This is a genomic window from Bacillus sp. REN10 (assembly GCF_016820555.1).
GTDB lineage: Bacteria > Bacillota > Bacilli > Bacillales > Domibacillaceae > Bacillus_CE.
This window is the reverse complement of record NZ_JADHDW010000002.1, coordinates 229177-246060: the sequence shown is the minus strand read 5'-3', so window position 1 is coordinate 246060 and position 16884 is coordinate 229177. Positions and strand designations below refer to the sequence as shown.

Sequence of the window (16884 nt, the reverse complement as noted above, 5' to 3'; positions counted from 1 at the left end):
CTCTCACCACGTGGGTGAGAGGTCAAATTTTGCATAAGAAGAACACAGAACACTCCATGCCTATTCTCATGATCCGATACCTTCTCAGCCTCACGGGACTGTTGTTTAAAGGTCATATTCAACTGTTAACAAGCTTACCGTTTCTTTTTAAATTTGTCAATTATTTTTAGATAAAAACTCAAGAAGATTCTCAAACTCTTGAGGTAATGGCGCTTCAAATTGTAAGTATTCATCTGTTCGCGGATGAACAAAGCCGAGAATGCCTGCATGAAGAGCTTGCCCTTCAATATCCAATGTTTTTTTCGGTCCGTATTTCGGATCTCCGGCTAATGGGTAGCCGATGTATTTCATATGCACACGAATTTGATGTGTGCGGCCAGTTTCTAGCTCACATTCCACGAATGTATAATCTTTAAAACGTTCTAACACTTGAAAATGAGTCACTGCATGCTTGCCGCCATCAATCACCGCCATGCTTTGCCGGTCTTTTTGATCACGACCAATTGGCGCATCAATCGTTCCATGATCATGAGGAATCACTCCATGCACAATCGCTTTATATTTTCGTGTCACCGATTTATCAACGAGCTGCTGCACAAGCTTTTCATGCGCTAAATCATTTTTAGCAACCATTAATAACCCAGACGTATCTTTATCAATTCGATGCACAATCCCTGGTCGCATAACCCCGTTGATGCCGGATAAATCTTTACAATGCGCCATCAAGCCATTGACTAACGTGCCTGATACATGTCCTGGAGCAGGATGTACAACCATTCCTCGAGGCTTGTTCACGACAAGAACGTCCGCATCCTCATAATAAATATCTAAATTCATTTCTTCCGCCTCAATATCAAGCGGTTCAGGCGCAGGAATTTCAATAGTCAACTGATCGCCAGGAACACATTTATAATTGGCTTTCACCGATTTCTGATTCACTTGAACAAGACCAGCTTTAATCCAGTCTTGCACTTGTGTACGCGACCACTCTTCATTCAGACTAGCCACCACTTTATCTATCCTTGCATTTTTTTCTTCTTCAAGAACGATGTGCTCCATTTTTTCCATTTGAAAGCTCCTTTTCTTTCCGGTCTTCAATCAGCATCGCAATCATTAATAAAATAACACCAATCGTTAACGCTGCATCCGCAATATTGAAAATCGGAAAATCATAACTGAAAATATACGTATTAATAAAATCGACCACTTCTTTGCGAAAAATACGATCAATAAAATTGCCGATGGCTCCTCCTAATAAAAAAGCAAGCGCTCCTTGCATCAGCGGTTTATTTTTTGCTTCCGTTTGCATATAGTAAATGATTCCGACGACAACGACAACCGTTATAATGTAAAACAGCCACATTTGACCTTCAAGCATGCCCCATGCTGCACCGCGGTTTCGATGAGAAGTAATATAAAGAAAATCCTTTACTACCTCTACACTCTCTCCAATGCTCATTCCCTTTACGATTAGCCATTTCGTCCATTGATCTAAAAGAATGACAAACAGCGCTAATAAATAATACAAGAGAGTTCCTCCATTCATCAAGGTGAATCGTTGAAAGATCCTTTTAAGATATTGTTACAGCATTGCCTTGTCAACAAAAAAGCTGTCCTGCAGTGAGGTCTGCTTCCGATGATTATTCCAAACTGGTCTAATGTATCAGAAAACAAACGCGAGCAGGACAACCTTTTTCAAGCGCCCATTTCAAGCAAGCTCATGAAATTAAGCCTGAGAATAGTTCTCTTCTACTACATTCGCACAGCGCGGGCATAGCGTCGAATGAGCATCGTTTTGACCAACTGTCGGTGTAACCACCCAACAGCGTTCACATGTTTCGCCTTCTGCTTTTTCTACAACAACCGCCCCATGTTCAAGCTTAATAGCTGTCTCAGGCGCCTCTTCTAGTGAACCAGCAACCTCAAAAGCAGATACAATAAATAATTGCTTTAAGTCTTCTTGAATGGAATCAAGTAGAGCTTGTGTTTCCTCATTAGCAAATAAAACAACTTTGGCCGTTAATGATTTTCCGATGACTTTTGCGTTCCGAGCTTCTTCTAATGCCTTTAAAATGTCATCGCGTACAGACATAAATTTCGTCCATTTATCTTTTAACTCTTCCGCTCGCTCTAATTCTTGATATGTCGGCATATCTGTTAACTGTACACTAGTTTCTTGCACATTCGGGATATACGCCCACACTTCATCAGCTGTATGAGCTAAGATTGGCGAAAGCATTTTCGTTAAAGCTAACAGCGTATCATACAATACAGTTTGAATTGCCCGGCGATCTTCGTGGTTTTCCGCTTCAATATAAAGAATATCTTTCGCAAAGTCTAAATAGAAGGCACTTAAATCCACCGTACAGAAATTATTGATTGCATGGTAAATCGCTGCAAATTCATAATTCTCGTAATGATGATGTACATCTTTAATTAAATCATTTAGCTTCACAAGCATAAATTGATCCACTTCACGCAAGTCATTATAAGCCACTTTATGGTCTGCTGGATTAAAGTCAGCTAAGTTTCCTAGCAAGAAGCGGAATGTGTTACGGATTTTACGGTATACTTCTGCTACTTGTTTTAAAATAGCATCCGATACACGAACGTCTGCTTGGAAATCAACAGATGCTACCCATAAACGTAAAATGTCGGCACCAAGCTGTTGCATGACTTTCGAAGGAACAACAACATTTCCTAATGATTTACTCATTTTGCGTCCTTCACCGTCAAGAGCAAATCCATGGCTCAATACGCCTTTATACGGTGCTTTACCTGTTACAGCTACACCTGTCGTTAACGAAGAGTTAAACCAGCCGCGATATTGATCGGATCCTTCTAAATAAAGATCTGCTTGTCGAACAAGATCCTCACGCTCTTCTAATACTGCTTGATGAGAGGAACCAGAATCAAACCATACATCCATAATATCGGTTTCTTTCGTAAATTGACCATTCGGGCTTCCTGGATGAGTAAAGCCTTCAGGCAATAAATCTTTTGCTTCTTTTTCAAACCAAATATTTGAACCGTGTTCACGGAATAAATCAGATACATAAGCAATGGTTTCATCTGTAATAATCGCTTCGCCGTTTTCAGCATAAAAGACCGGAATTGGCACACCCCATGCACGCTGGCGAGAAATACACCAATCGCCACGGTCACGAACCATATTAAACAAACGAGTTTCTCCCCATGCCGGTACCCATTTTGTTTCTTTAATCGCTTCAAGCAACTCATTGCGGAATTTATCGATCGATGCAAACCATTGAGCTGTTGCACGGAAAATAACTGGTTTCTTCGTCCGCCAATCATGCGGATAAGAGTGTTTGAAAAACTCTAATTTTAATAAAGCGCCCACTTCTTGTAATTTTTCAGTAATTGGTTTATTCGCTTCATCATAAAATAATCCTTCGAATCCTGGTGCCTCAGCTGTCATCATACCGCGATCATCCACTGGGCAAAGAACATCTAGCCCGTATTTCTTTCCGATCAGAAAGTCGTCTTCCCCATGCCCTGGCGCTGTATGAACACAGCCCGTACCAGAATCGGTTGTCACATGTTCACCTAACATCAGTAGTGAATCGCGATCATAAAGAGGATGCTTCGTTAAAATATGCTCAAGCTCTGCCCCTTTCACCTTTTTCGTTACTTTTGGACTTTCCCAGCCAAGTTTCGATGTTACTTCTTCAAGCAAATCTTCAACAATAACATATTTGTTTCCTGCTTCTTGTACGACGACATAAGTCAAATCAGGATGGACGGAAATCCCTAAGTTCGCTGGAATTGTCCATGGTGTTGTTGTCCAAATGACAATGTTTGTTCCTTCTTCAAGCACACCTTTTCCGTCACGAACAGCAAAAGCGACATAAATCGAAGGAGAACGCTTATCTTGATACTCAATCTCCGCTTCTGCTAAAGCCGACTCGCTCGATGGCGACCAGTAAACAGGTTTCATTCCTTTATAAATATAGCCTTTTTTCGCCATATCACCGAATACTTTAATTTGCTGCGCTTCGTACTCTGGCTTTAATGTAATATAAGGGTTATGCCAATCTCCGCGCACACCAAGCTGCTTAAATTGTTGTTTTTGGCGTTCAATTTGTTCATACGCGTATTCTTCACAAAGCTTTCGGAATTCGGCAACGGTCATCTCTTTACGCTTTACGCCTTTATTCGTTAATGCCTGTTCAATTGGCAAGCCATGCGTATCCCAACCTGGAACATACGGAGCATGAAATCCACTCATCGATTTATAACGAACAATGAAATCTTTTAAAATTTTGTTAAGGGCATGTCCCATATGAATATCTCCATTAGCGTACGGAGGGCCATCATGAAGAACGAACATCGGACGTCCTTTTGTCCGTTCTTGCACTTTTTTATAGATGTCCATTTCATCCCATTTTTGCTGCATATCTGGTTCGCGTTTCGGCAAGTTCCCTCTCATTGGAAATTCTGTTTTTGGCATTAATAATGTATCTTTATACTCCATATTGATCCTCCTTTATATGTGTATGAACGATGGAAAGTAAAAAAACCTTCTCATCCCATAAAAAGGGACGAGAAGGTTTCCCGCGTTACCACCCTGCTTAACAAGCCAATTGACTCGTTCACTTGAATATTCGTATCGTGAATAATTCGCTCTTCCCTACTAAACGCAGCTGTTCAGGTTGAGGGCTCCAGGGTGATCTTCCATTTCCTGCTTTTACTAGGCTTCCACCATCCCTAGTTCGCTAAAAAAAGCCATAGACATGTACTTTCCCTATCATCGCATGAATATATAATTGATAATGTTTCAATTATAGAAACTGAACATGGTTACGTCAAGCTCAGACACTTTCTTCACTTAGCTTTTCTAATTCCTCTTCATCCACTTCAAAATCCATTAACGCATCCCAATCATCATTACTTAGTAAATCCAATTGAGCTTCCATTAACATTTTAAAGCGTGTGCGGAACACTTTAGACTGCTTTTTTAATTCTTCAATTTCAATAGCAATTTTTCTTGCTTTTGATAATGACTCATCTACAATACGATCAGCATTTTTCTCAGCTTCACGAATTAATAACTTCGCTTCTTTGTGCGCATTTCTTTTCACTTCTTCAGCAGTTTCTTGAGCAATCACAATCGATTTATTCAACGTTTCCTCAATATTAGCAAAGTAATTGAGCTTTTCTGTTTGCGCTAAGAGCTGTTCTTCTAGCTCTTTTTTCTCTCGAATGATCAATTCATAATCTTTAATAATCTGATTGAGAAAGCTATTTACTTCATCTTCATCATATCCGCGGAACACTCGATTAAATTCCTTATTATGTATATCTAACGGCGTTAAAGGCATTAGCCCACCTCCACTACAGATCTCAAATCAACTTTTTTATCATGCTACATATTATAATGGTTTTTTAAGCACTTGTGATAAAAATTGTGAAACTTTTATAATTTATTTCAAAATACCTAATGTAATCCGCCATTTTTCCTTCTTTGTTTTTCCTTCATTTGCTAAGAATTTGCTCCTACCTATTCCTCGAACAGAAAAGACATCTCCTGCTGCACATTCAAACGCAGGGTCCTCAATTTTTTTCCAATTGACTTTTACCATACCTGATTTGATGAAAGTTTGGACTTTTTGTCGCGATAAACGGGATAAAGCTGCAACGATCGCATCAAGCCGTAAAGACGAGACCGTAGTATGAATTTCCTTCCATTCTTCCTTTGTTGTCAATGCATGTATTAGTGCTTTTTCTTGCAACTGAACAGCTACTTTTCCGATATGACTGACATTTAATTCAATGTAGTTACTGACTTCCTTTGCCGCCAAAAATTGAAACCGCTGACCGTCTGTTAAAATGTCGCCAAATTTTCCGCGACGCAATCCAACCCCCATTAAACTTCCTAATATTTGTGAATGCTGAATGGATGTAAATTTTTCCGGATAAGAAATTTCATATAAAGCAACCTGAAAATCTTCCTCTTCAGGAAAAAAGTATTCCGGTGTAATGAGTGCCCGTTTTCTTTCTGTATTCGCAGCTCCGCCAAAGAAAACGACCTTTACTTCTCCTTGACTCCCAACAACTGCTTGGACCATTTCTTGTTCTCTAGGATCAAGAAAATCTGTTAGCTTAGGCGCATACATTTGTTCTGCTTCATTTTTCCATTGTAGAACCTGGTCAATAAATTCTTTTTCTTCTGGCCGAAAATGTTGATAAATGGACATGATCTTTACTCCTTCGATCGATGCAAAAAAGGAGGCCAATTTCTCCCTCCTTTTGCAGTCATAACGATTAAATCATCCACATCGCTAATTGATACAGTCCCTTTGTCGCTAAGTTTAGCACTAAGAACGCGACAAGTGGAGATAAATCAAGCATGCCAAGCGGTGGAACAATTTTTCTAAACGGCTCTAAATATGGCTCACATATTTTCGTTAGAAATTGCCCAATGCTCGTTCCTCGTGCATTTGGAAACCAAGACATTAAAATATAAATAATTAATGCCCAAGAATAAAGTTGAATAGCTCTAATTAAAAGTTCAACGACAATTAGCATATTATTTATTACCACCTCGAATTATCAATGTCTTCCTCAGGTAAGAATTGCGATATATTCCCTGACACTTCCACATTGTCAGGGGTACAAAGAATGATCTTCGGACCTAACTGTTGAATTTCCCCACTAATAGCGTAGACCGTCCCACTTAAAAAATCAACTATTCGCTTCGCTTGATCATGTTGAATACGTTGCAAATTCACAATAACCGCTTTTCTATTCTTTAAATGATCAGCAATTTCCTGTGCCTCTGCAAATACTCTTGGTTCAAAAAGAATGACTTTTGAAGCCTTTTGTACACTTTGCAAACTCACCACATTTTTCTTGGCAGACTTAGGCTGCTTCGCTTCTTCGTATTCTGTTGTATCTGCTTCTTCCGTTAATTGATAGTCCTCATCATCCAAAAGAAAAAACGCTTTAAATTTAGATTTGATTCCCATCCTTCCACCTCCCGGACTCTATTCACCAACAAGAGCCGTACCGATCCGAATCATAGTTGCTCCTTCTTCAACGGCAATTGCATAGTCATTACTCATTCCCATTGATAATTCTTGGCAAGGGGCATAACTTACATTCAACTGCTGTACCTGTTCTTGTAGCTGCTTTAATTGCCTGAAGCAGCTTCGCAATACATCTTCATCTTCCGTTAAAGGCGCCATCGTCATTAATCCGCACACATGTACATTCTCTAATTTAGCTAATTGCTCGACGAAAGGAATCACCTCTTCCGGAAGCAGACCATGCTTCGATTCTTCTCCAGATACATTGACTTGAATCAAACAATTCATCGGATGGCTCGCTCGCTTATTAATTTCTTCTGCAAGCGATAAGCGGTCAAGAGAATGTATGTATGAGACATGATCAATAATATTTTTTACTTTTCTCGTTTGTAAAGTACCGATAAAATGCCAAACCGGTTTTTCTTTTAATACTTCCCATTTTTTCAGCAATCCTTCATCTCTATTTTCGCCGAGATGAACAATTCCTGCTTCTAATGCTTCTTGAGCTCGTTCAGTGGATACATATTTTGTCACAGCAATCAATTTAACTTCATCGCGATTTCTGCCCACTTTTCGACAAGCTTCCTCTATTGTGGTTTGAATATCTTTTAAATTATCTATTACTTTCATAACATTTATTTCTCCTTCCAACCAATGAACCCCATCATTCTCCCTGTCTTTCCAAGATCGCGGCGGTGAGAAAAGAATTCACTATGACAACTTGTACAATAATGAGTCATTTGAATATTTTCTTGCGGAATACCCGCTTTCATCAAAATTAACTTATTGAGCTGCTGCAGGGACAAATGGTAATTGCTTTTTCTTCCGTCAACAGGAGCATAAAACAGCGCATTATTGGACTCCTCCCACTGACGCGCTTTGTCGATAACATAATCATCAACAATATAGCAATCTCCACATATCGATGGTCCAATTACAACCTCGATCTCTTGAAGGGGAATACCTTCTTCCTCCCATTTCTTCACCATCTTCAACCCGATGCCAGACACTGTTCCTTTCCAGCCAGCATGTGCAGTACCTATTCGGTTAAACTTATTTGAAAAAAAATAAAGAGGCACACAATCAGCATAGCATAATGTTAACAATATCCCTTTCTCATCTGTAAAAAAACCGTCTGTCGCTTCGAAGCTTGTTTGATAATCGAGTGCACCTTTTCCTTTATCCTTTTCACCCACTGTTACAATTCGGTCTTCGTGTGTCTGAACAGCTCCTACCCAGCTGGATACCGGAAAATCTAAAGTCTTACTCAAAAGCTGCCTGTTTTCACATACATGCTCCACACAGTCTCCGACATGAAACCCCATATTCAAGCTTTTAAAGACTGCACCACTCATTCCTCCCTCTTTTGTGGTGAAACCAGCAACAAGCCCAGGAGAGCGGTCTTGCCATTCTTTAATTACATAGACGCTTTTATGAATAGAAACAAATGGTTCCTTCATTTTTTCGACTCCCGATTATTTTCCTCTAGTTTAACATAAAATGACGTGAGACACGTCAAGGAAAAAAGAAATTATTCCTCTTTTGACGGTGGTTCTGTCGAATGAGCAGCCGTAGAATGGCGAACGAGAATGACATCCTCTCCTATTTTAACAATTTGAGGCCATGGGATAACGATTTCTTCCTCTTTTCCAAAAAAGCCAAACATCTTGCCGCCTCGGCTAATCACAATGGAATCAATCGTGCCCGCTGTCAAATTCAAATGAATATCTGTAATATTTCCAAGCTTTTTTCCGTTGGCAACGTTGACAATGTCTTTTAGCTGGAATTCTGATATTCTACTCACTTGTTTGCCCCCTGCTCATATATTTACTGTTTTCATTATATGCGGACACAAAAAAATAAGACTCTTCTTGCGTAAGTCGCTTAAGAGTCAAACGGAAATAATTAATTAATATTCTTATTCATTTGTTTAATCGCTGCCTTTTCAAGCCTAGACACTTGTGCTTGTGAAATGCCGATTTCATCTGCCACTTCCATTTGTGTTTTCCCTTGATAAAACCGTTTACGAATAATCATTTTTTCACGATCATTTAACCGTTTTAACCCTTCTTTTAACGCAATTTCTTCTATCCAGTTCGTATCTTTGTGACTTTCATCGCTTAATTGATCCATCACGAATATCGGGTCTCCACCATCGTTATAGATCGGCTCAAATAAGGACACTGGATCTTGAATAGCATCGAGCGCAAAGACCACTTCTTCTTTTGTTAAGCCGAGCTCTTTACTAATTTCTTCTGCTGTCGGCTCCTTAGACGTTTCCGTCATGATTCTTTCTCTCACTTGCAACGCTTTGTAAGCAATGTCCCTTAAAGAACGGGAAACTCTTATCGGGTTGTTATCCCTCAAATACCTTCTAATTTCACCAATAATCATCGGTACTGCATAAGTAGAAAATCGAACATTATGACTTAAATCAAAATTATCTATAGATTTCATCAAACCAATACAGCCTACTTGAAACAAATCATCGACGTATTCGCCGCGATTATTAAAGCGCTGGATTACACTCAGCACAAGCCGCAAATTTCCATTGACAAGTGTCTCACGCGCTGACCATTCTCCCGCCTGAAGACGCTTAAATAACACCTTCATTTCTTCATTTTTCAATACAGGGAGTTTCGAAGTATCCACACCGCAAATCTCAACTTTATTACGTGCCATTATGAAAAATCCCCTCCTTGCAGGAACTGCTGTACAACCACAGTATCCCCCTGCAAAAAGAAAACTATGCATCAAAAGAAAAGCAGAAAGCGCTGTTTAGGGACGTAGGGACTGAAGCAATCCGCATGAGTTAAAACGCTAGTAAATCGATGCTGACTTATCGCAAGGAGGAAGGGGGAAGACCACTAGCATCTCGAGCTAGACATTCAAAAAGCGGAAGGCACTCGTTCATCGACGACAAACAAAAGGCAAATCGACTGAAAGGTTGTTTGTTAACCTTTTGGTCGACTTACCTTTTGACCTCGAGCCGATAGCGCCTCAAGCTGAAGATAAAGAAACACCGCCCTTTTTCTCTACACCATTTTATTAAACTCTTTTTGAAGTCGATGAATGATTCGTTTCTCTAGCCTGGAGATATATGATTGCGAAATTCCAAGAAGATCAGCGACATCTTTTTGGGTTTTCTCTTCACCGCCCCTTAAACCGAATCTTAATTCCATAATTTGTTTCTCCCTGTCCGATAACTGCTCCATCGCTTTGAATAATAAATTTCGATCGACGCCCGCTTCAATATCTTTCGTAATAATATCATTTTCCGTACCTAACACATCTGAGAGTAATAATTCATTGCCGTCCCAATCTACATTTAACGGTTCATCAAAAGAAACTTCCGATCTAATTTTATTATTTCTTCTTAAATACATTAAGATTTCATTTTCTATACAACGGGAAGCGTACGTAGCCAGTTTAATCTTCTTTTCCGGATTAAATGTATTCACTGCTTTAATTAATCCAATTGTTCCGATACTAATTAAATCTTCAATATTAATTCCTGTATTTTCAAATTTCCTCGCAATATAGACGACTAATCTCAAATTTCTTTCAATCAACAAGGCTCTAGCCGCTTGATCTCCAGTCGGGAGCTTAGATAACAGTTTTTCCTCCTCATCTCTTGAAAGAGGTGGTGGAAGAGCTTCGCTGCCGCCAATATAATAAATTTCATCCGTCTTTAACCCTAATTTAATCAGTAACCGATACCAGTAATAGGTCATTTTTATCCGTAGACTTTTCATAAAGTGACCTCCCTCTTAATAAATTTATATCAATGGAATGAAACCGCTTTAAGAAACTTCTTCATAAGAAAGGGGAAGAACCATTTTCGGATGTAAAATACACGAAAACTGATCATCTGAAGATAATGGTACTGCCGTAAAGCTCATTAATACTTTATTTAGTTCAATTTGCTTATGTCCATTGCTTATTTGTACCTTATCCGGCTTAAAAGCGAGCAGTAGCTGTTGAGCTTTACCAACGGATTTGGCAGGAATGATTCTCATCTTGTCCATCCACTCACTCGGCAGACCTAACTCATCCGTGAATAACCGTTCTATCTGATTCGCCCCTTCTATCACTTCAGTTGGCAATTGATCTTCTAATCCTTGTGTTGATACGAACATAACAGGCATTTTCGAAATCGGATCTTGTAATTGATTGCCTGTATCTACTAAACCTTTCACGTTTAAAACTACTCCATTAATTTCAATAGCGACCTCTAACAACTGATCATATTGTATTTGAGCTGTTTGAAAATCCTCCATTCTATTTTTCGCAAAATACCACGCCAACGGAAAACCAAACATCACAAATATCCAGCTAACCGGATCGCCAACCCCGCGTAAACCCGCTAAAAACATGTCAGATTCTAGTTGCATATCGAATTGAATAAAATAATGAGCACCTAAAAGCATACCCCCTGTCAAAAAAGTTGAAAAATAAAGAGCCATTAAATTAGCAAAGAAAAATTTCCAACGCTTAAAACCGTATGTGACAAGTACCATACCGATAGATAAGGCCAATTTAGATAGAGGATGTCCAGTAAATTCAGTCCAAGGGCTTATGATAAAAAAAACACTCAAAGATCCGAGTAGCCCGCCTAAAATTAGACGATACCACTTAGCTGAACGCTTTAAAAATATGGCGCTCATCCAGAGCAATAAACAATCTGCTAAAAAATTTAACAACCATAAGGCATCTAAATAAAGGGTCATACCGTCCCTCCTTTTAGCAAATTAATGGCTAGCAACTGAATTGATTCAAGTATAAAGGACACGACACTAGAAGTCTGTCATAATTCGGAGGAGAAAAAGAAGAGTTTTTCATGTAAGTTTTCGAAGTTTGTCAAATAAATTTTGGTTAAAAATTGCAAAATTACAACTAATATCCTATAATAAAAAGAAAAGAGTAGCACCTTTCGGACTACTCTTTTCCATCATTTATAAAGTATTTATTAATAAAACTTTATCGTGTTATCGGCGTCTATTGCGATTGCGAAGGAAGGTTGGGATATCAAGGGTATCTTCCACCGGTTGGGAAGGCTGTCTTGTTGGCATCTCCTGTTGGATAGGCTCATCACGCTTCATTTCTCGCTTCGGGACTGGAGAAACCGGTGCTTGTTGCGGCTTTGTTTGACCAAATCCACTACGTGGCTGCTTTGGCTGTTGCAGAGCAGACTCTTTAAACCCAGTTGCAATCACGGTTACCACAATCTCATCTTTTAAATTCTCGTTAATGACAGATCCAAAGATCATATTCACTTCTTGATCAGAAGCAGAGGCTACAATGTCAGCCGCTTCTTGAACTTCATATAAACTTAAGTTCGTACCGCCAGTAATGTTCATGATCACACCTTGTGCACCATCAATAGATGTTTCAAGCAATGGACTAGAAATTGCTTTTTTAGCTGCTTCCGCTGCGCGGTTTTCACCGGAAGCTACACCAATTCCCATTAAGGCAGATCCTTTATTCGACATAATTGTTTTCACATCAGCAAAGTCAAGATTGATCAATCCTGGAGTAGCAATTAAGTCGGAAATACCTTGTACCCCTTGACGAAGAACATTGTCTGCTTCTCTAAAGGCTTCAAGCATCGGCGTGCTCTTATCAACAATTTCTAACAGACGATCGTTCGGAATAACAATTAACGTATCAACTGCAGCCTTCATTGCTTCTATTCCGCCAGCTGCTTGTGTTGCACGCTTGCGGCCTTCAAAAGTAAAAGGGCGTGTCACAACACCAACTGTTAATGCTCCAAGATCTTTAGAGATTTGAGCAATCACAGGGGCTGCTCCAGTTCCTGTTCCCCCACCCATTCCTGCTGTAACGAATACCATATCCGCTCCGCGTAATGCCTCTTCAATTTGCTCTTTGCTTTCTTCCGCTGCCTTCTTTCCCACTTCAGGGTTCGCACCCGCACCAAGTCCGCGCGTCAGCTTTGAACCGATTTGCATTTTTATTTCTGCTTTGGATAAGTTTAATGCTTGCGCATCCGTATTGACAGCAATAAACTCCACCCCTTGAACACCATGTTCAATCATGCGGTTTACAGCATTGTTTCCGCCGCCACCGACACCGATAACTTTAATCGTCGCTAATGAATCTAAATTAGTATCAAACTCCAACATGACAAATCCTCCTAATTCGTCGTTATTTCTCTATGGTGACTATTCTTCAAAAAAGTAGCCGAAGAATTTTTTTACTTTCGAAGTCAATTTTTGATCTTCTGTTTTCTCTGGTTTTATCTTCTTTGGCTGAGGGGCTTCTTTTGGCCTCGTTTCAGGCGCATTCATCGGTTCTAAAGTTGTGCTTACATCTCTTCCTTGTAATCTAGCATTTTTATACGCATACTTAATTAAACCAACTGCTGCTGTATATTGTGGTTCTCGTACACCGATATAATCCGGAATAGCCACCCGAACGCGGTTTTGGAATACATCTTGAGCTAAGTCTAGAATACCTGGTATAGCAGATGTCCCCCCAGTTAAAACGAACCCACCAGGCACATCATGAACTCCTTGATGTCTTAATTCTTCAATGACCATCTCAAATACTTCTTCTAACCTAGCCTCAATAATATCAGAAATTTCAAGTTGGTTAAATTGCTGATGTTGATCACTACCTATAATTGGAACACTAAACACTTCTTCTTCAGATGCCAAGTCATAAAAAGCATGACCACGAGTTAGCTTCACTTGCTCTGCATCCTCGGTTGAAGTGCGTAAACCGATCGATAAATCTTTTGTAATATGATCGCCGCCAATAGGAAACACAACTGCTCCTTTTAAATAGCCTTGATTAAAGATGGAAACCGTTGTAGAACCTCCGCCAATATCCACTAAAACGGTTCCGAGATTTTGCTCATCCTTTGATAATGCAATTTCCCCAGCAGCTAGTGGTTGAAACACAATATCCATAATTTCTAAACCAGCTCGCTCTACGCAACGTAATGTATTATGTAAGAATGTTTTAGAGCCTGTTACAATAATACCTTCCATCTCTAAACGAACCCCAATCATTCCTCTTGGATCCGTAATTTCATCTAGGCCATCTACGATAAACTGCTTTGGAATGACATTAATAATTTCACGATCAGGAGGAATAGACATCACTTGAGAAGCATCCATTACTCTAATAATATCTTCATCTGTTATCTCTCTATTTTCACTAGATACAGCTACAACACCGTTGCATGGATGCAAGAGTGCATGATTGGCAGCGATGCCCACAATCACTTGCTTAATTTCCATACCAACCATTCTTTCAGCCTGTTCAATTGCCTTTTTAATGGAATGAACAGTTTCATCTATATCCACCACAGAACCTTTGCGAATCCCTTTAGATTTCACATTCCCAACACCGATAATATTTAAAGAATCATTAACCATTTCTCCAATAATGACCTTTATGGCGGATGTACCGATGTCAAGGCTAACTAAAATTTCATTGCTGTTCATTCTTTGGCACCTCCTTTACCTCCAAAAAACTCCTTGATCGAACAACAATATCCCTCTTCATCATTGTTTTTTATATAGAGAGTATTCGTCATTTTTAACAACTTTCCCTTTTAATATTCAGGGTTTTTTCAGCCTTTTTCATTTTTATCTTGCAGAAAATGCAATGACTATTTTCCCCCTCTAAAAGAACAACTGTTAATTACAAGTCTACACTAAGATGGAAATGGAGAAAAGCCAAACTTCGCTCAATTAAAGAGGAAGAACAGATAAAGTTATGTTTGTAGCAAGCGGAAAATATTCACTTTTACTAATTAGGAAGTGTCTGTTCTTCTTGATCACTCGTTTTAGCATTATAAGCTCTAAAGTAAGAGCCAACTTCGATATCAATAACCCCTTTAATATTAGGATCTAATTGACTAACGATAGATGGATAATACACCATCTTGTCAGAAAAAGTCTTCAGGGAGGCAGAGACTTCAAACCCGTCATTCATAAATAATTGTATGTGATAAGAGTCTGTTTTTTTAGGAGTATAATAAATTTCAGAGATGGAATGATTAATTTCCTCTGGCAGATCTCCTAAAGATTTCATCATCTTATCTAGCATTTTCCCTTCTTTAAATCCGTGAAGGATCGGCAGTTCATCTAATGTATACACTGTAGCTGTCTTTAAAACTGTACCATTATCAAGAACCGGATAAAACTTTCTCCCTTTTGACAAATAAGCAAGTTTAGCTTGTTCTTTCACTTCAATCACTAACTTGTTAGGGAAGGAGAAAGTGACTGCTGCCTCTTTTATTTTTGGATCTCTTTCCAGTTGTTCAGCGGCTTGACGCTTGTTTATCCGCCACACACTGCTGCCTTCATAAATCTCACTCTTTTCAATCACTTCTGCTTTAGATAACAGGCGGTTGCCAACCACGTCAATTTGTTTTACTCGGCTGAGGGGAGACTGAAAATAGACGATGATGATGACAATGAGAAAAAAGAACGAAACGATACTAACAAGGCGCCGATTCGTTTTCCGTTTTCTCAACTCTTTCAACTTCGGAATTCGATCTTCAATTGAAATGATCTTTCCCTTTTCCATGCCTTTTCCTCCCGAAAAACGGACTGTTAATAAAAAATTGAAGCGACACGCCTCATCTTATGTTAAATTCTACCGTGCAAACATTCATCATGTATAGGAGAATTAGTTAGAGAAAGCATTAAATTCAGTTCGTATGCTCATTAAACTTATAATTAACGTTTGCTCGCTAGCTCATGCATCACTTTATATAAACGATCAGATGCATCTTGAATTCCTAACTGTTCAGCAGCTTGCTTCATCGTTTGTAATTGGCTCTCATCTAACAATATACCATCTAAATGCTTGATTAACGTTTCTGCTGTTAAATCTTTTTCATGCAACAAGATAGCCGCTTGATGATCCGTTAATGAGCGGGCATTTTTCTCTTGATGATTGTTGGTCACATAAGGACTCGGGACGAGGATACTTGGCACACCTAAAGCCGTTAATTCAGCCAATGTCGTTGCCCCAGCCCGCGATAAGACTAAATCACTTTCAACCAGCACTTCAGGCATGTTATAAATAAACGGAGCAATGGCTACATTTTCTGGTTTGCCCACTTTCTCAATTGCCGATTTCACTTTTTCATAATGAACTTCGCCAGTAATATAAAGGACTTGATACGTTCGATCGGCGAGGATTGGCAATGCTTGAATAACAGCATCGTTAATTGGACGCGCCCCCCGGCTTCCACCAAAGATTAACACTGTTTTTTTATCCTTCGTTAAATGAAAATCGCTTAAAATGCCAGACGATTTCGCATTTGCTACTTCTGAAGCACGCGGATTTCCTGTCAGCACAACCTTTTCCTTTGGAAAAAATGCTTCCGCTTCCTTAAAACAAATAGCGACCTTATCGACATATTTACTCAAAAATTTATTCGTTAAGCCTGGGACGCTATTTTGCTCGTGAACAATCGTTGGAATTCGAAGTTTAGAAGCTGCATATACAACAGGACCGCACACATAGCCGCCTGTTCCAATCACAACATCTGGAGCGAACTCCTTTAACATCTTCTTGCATTCACCCACTCCTTTTAGAAAGCGCATCACCGTTTTTACATTTTCCATTGATATAGAACGCTTAAAACCAGTGATTTCTATTGTTCGAAAAGGGATATTTTCTCTTGTAACTAACTTAGATTCCAATCCAGCTTCCGTCCCAATATACAAAAAGGATGTGTCAGGATGCTTTTCTTTTATCATTCGAATAAGAGCAAGAGCTGGATAAATATGACCTCCAGTTCCCCCTCCACTAACCACAATTTTCATCTACCTTCACCTCAAATTAATAT

At 39.3% G+C, this 16884-nt stretch carries 17 protein-coding genes and 1 other annotated feature; all 17 genes read right to left on the bottom strand.

What is annotated here, in order from left to right; genetic code table 11:
- Positions 1-156: 156 nt before the first annotated feature.
- Positions 157-1068: an RluA family pseudouridine synthase gene (locus IRB43_RS04490; RefSeq protein ID WP_203362243.1), complete on the bottom strand. Its 912-nt coding sequence runs from the start codon at positions 1066-1068 to the stop codon at positions 157-159.
- On the bottom strand, positions 1040-1546 hold the full coding sequence (lspA, locus tag IRB43_RS04485; protein WP_203362242.1) for a signal peptidase II: 507 nt from the start codon (positions 1544-1546) through the stop codon (positions 1040-1042). Before lspA ends, IRB43_RS04490 begins: the two co-directional genes overlap by 29 nt.
- A 180-nt stretch (positions 1547-1726) precedes the next feature.
- Positions 1727-4495, bottom strand: coding sequence for an isoleucine--tRNA ligase (gene ileS / locus IRB43_RS04480; protein WP_203362241.1), 2769 nt, complete (start codon positions 4493-4495; stop codon positions 1727-1729).
- A gap of 60 nt (positions 4496-4555) precedes the next feature.
- Positions 4556-4781 (bottom strand) — a binding site (T-box leader).
- A gap of 51 nt (positions 4782-4832) precedes the next feature.
- Positions 4833-5342, bottom strand: a complete 510-nt coding sequence (locus IRB43_RS04475) for a DivIVA domain-containing protein (RefSeq protein ID WP_203362240.1) — start codon at positions 5340-5342, stop codon at positions 4833-4835.
- A 102-nt stretch (positions 5343-5444) separates the two neighbouring features.
- Complete coding sequence (locus tag IRB43_RS04470; RefSeq protein ID WP_203362239.1) at positions 5445-6218, bottom strand: YlmH family RNA-binding protein; 774 nt, start codon at positions 6216-6218, stop codon at positions 5445-5447.
- Between the two features lie 67 nt (positions 6219-6285).
- Positions 6286-6549: a YggT family protein gene (locus IRB43_RS04465; protein ID WP_203362238.1), complete on the bottom strand. Its 264-nt coding sequence runs from the start codon at positions 6547-6549 to the stop codon at positions 6286-6288.
- 8 nt (positions 6550-6557) lie between these two features.
- Positions 6558-6989, bottom strand: coding sequence for a cell division protein SepF (locus IRB43_RS04460; RefSeq protein ID WP_203362237.1), 432 nt, complete (start codon positions 6987-6989; stop codon positions 6558-6560).
- An 18-nt stretch (positions 6990-7007) separates the two neighbouring features.
- Positions 7008-7679 carry a YggS family pyridoxal phosphate-dependent enzyme gene (locus tag IRB43_RS04455; RefSeq protein ID WP_203362236.1) on the bottom strand — a complete coding sequence of 224 codons (672 nt, stop codon included), beginning with the start codon at positions 7677-7679 and terminating at the stop codon, positions 7008-7010.
- A gap of 5 nt (positions 7680-7684) precedes the next feature.
- Positions 7685-8509 (bottom strand): peptidoglycan editing factor PgeF, encoded by an 825-nt coding sequence (pgeF, locus tag IRB43_RS04450; RefSeq protein WP_203362235.1) that lies wholly within the window; start codon positions 8507-8509, stop codon positions 7685-7687.
- 71 nt (positions 8510-8580) lie between these two features.
- Positions 8581-8853 carry a YlmC/YmxH family sporulation protein gene (locus tag IRB43_RS04445; protein WP_203362234.1) on the bottom strand — a complete coding sequence of 91 codons (273 nt, stop codon included), beginning with the start codon at positions 8851-8853 and terminating at the stop codon, positions 8581-8583.
- Positions 8854-8954: 101 nt separating this feature from the next.
- Complete coding sequence (gene sigG, locus IRB43_RS04440) at positions 8955-9731, bottom strand: RNA polymerase sporulation sigma factor SigG (protein WP_203362233.1); 777 nt, start codon at positions 9729-9731, stop codon at positions 8955-8957.
- A 353-nt stretch (positions 9732-10084) separates the two neighbouring features.
- Complete coding sequence (gene sigE / locus IRB43_RS04435) at positions 10085-10804, bottom strand: RNA polymerase sporulation sigma factor SigE (protein WP_203362232.1); 720 nt, start codon at positions 10802-10804, stop codon at positions 10085-10087.
- Between the two features lie 48 nt (positions 10805-10852).
- Positions 10853-11779, bottom strand: a complete 927-nt coding sequence (gene spoIIGA / locus IRB43_RS04430; protein ID WP_203362231.1) for a sigma-E processing peptidase SpoIIGA — start codon at positions 11777-11779, stop codon at positions 10853-10855.
- A 258-nt stretch (positions 11780-12037) separates the two neighbouring features.
- A complete protein-coding gene (gene ftsZ / locus IRB43_RS04425; RefSeq protein ID WP_203362230.1) occupies positions 12038-13192 on the bottom strand; it encodes a cell division protein FtsZ in 1155 nt (384 codons plus the stop codon).
- Positions 13193-13231: 39 nt separating this feature from the next.
- Positions 13232-14521 carry a cell division protein FtsA gene (gene ftsA / locus IRB43_RS04420; RefSeq protein WP_203362229.1) on the bottom strand — a complete coding sequence of 430 codons (1290 nt, stop codon included), beginning with the start codon at positions 14519-14521 and terminating at the stop codon, positions 13232-13234.
- Positions 14522-14828: 307 nt separating this feature from the next.
- Positions 14829-15611 (bottom strand): cell division protein FtsQ/DivIB, encoded by a 783-nt coding sequence (locus tag IRB43_RS04415; protein ID WP_203362228.1) that lies wholly within the window; start codon positions 15609-15611, stop codon positions 14829-14831.
- 152 nt (positions 15612-15763) lie between these two features.
- Positions 15764-16861: an undecaprenyldiphospho-muramoylpentapeptide beta-N-acetylglucosaminyltransferase gene (murG, locus tag IRB43_RS04410; protein ID WP_203362227.1), complete on the bottom strand. Its 1098-nt coding sequence runs from the start codon at positions 16859-16861 to the stop codon at positions 15764-15766.
- Positions 16862-16884: the final 23 nt, after the last annotated feature.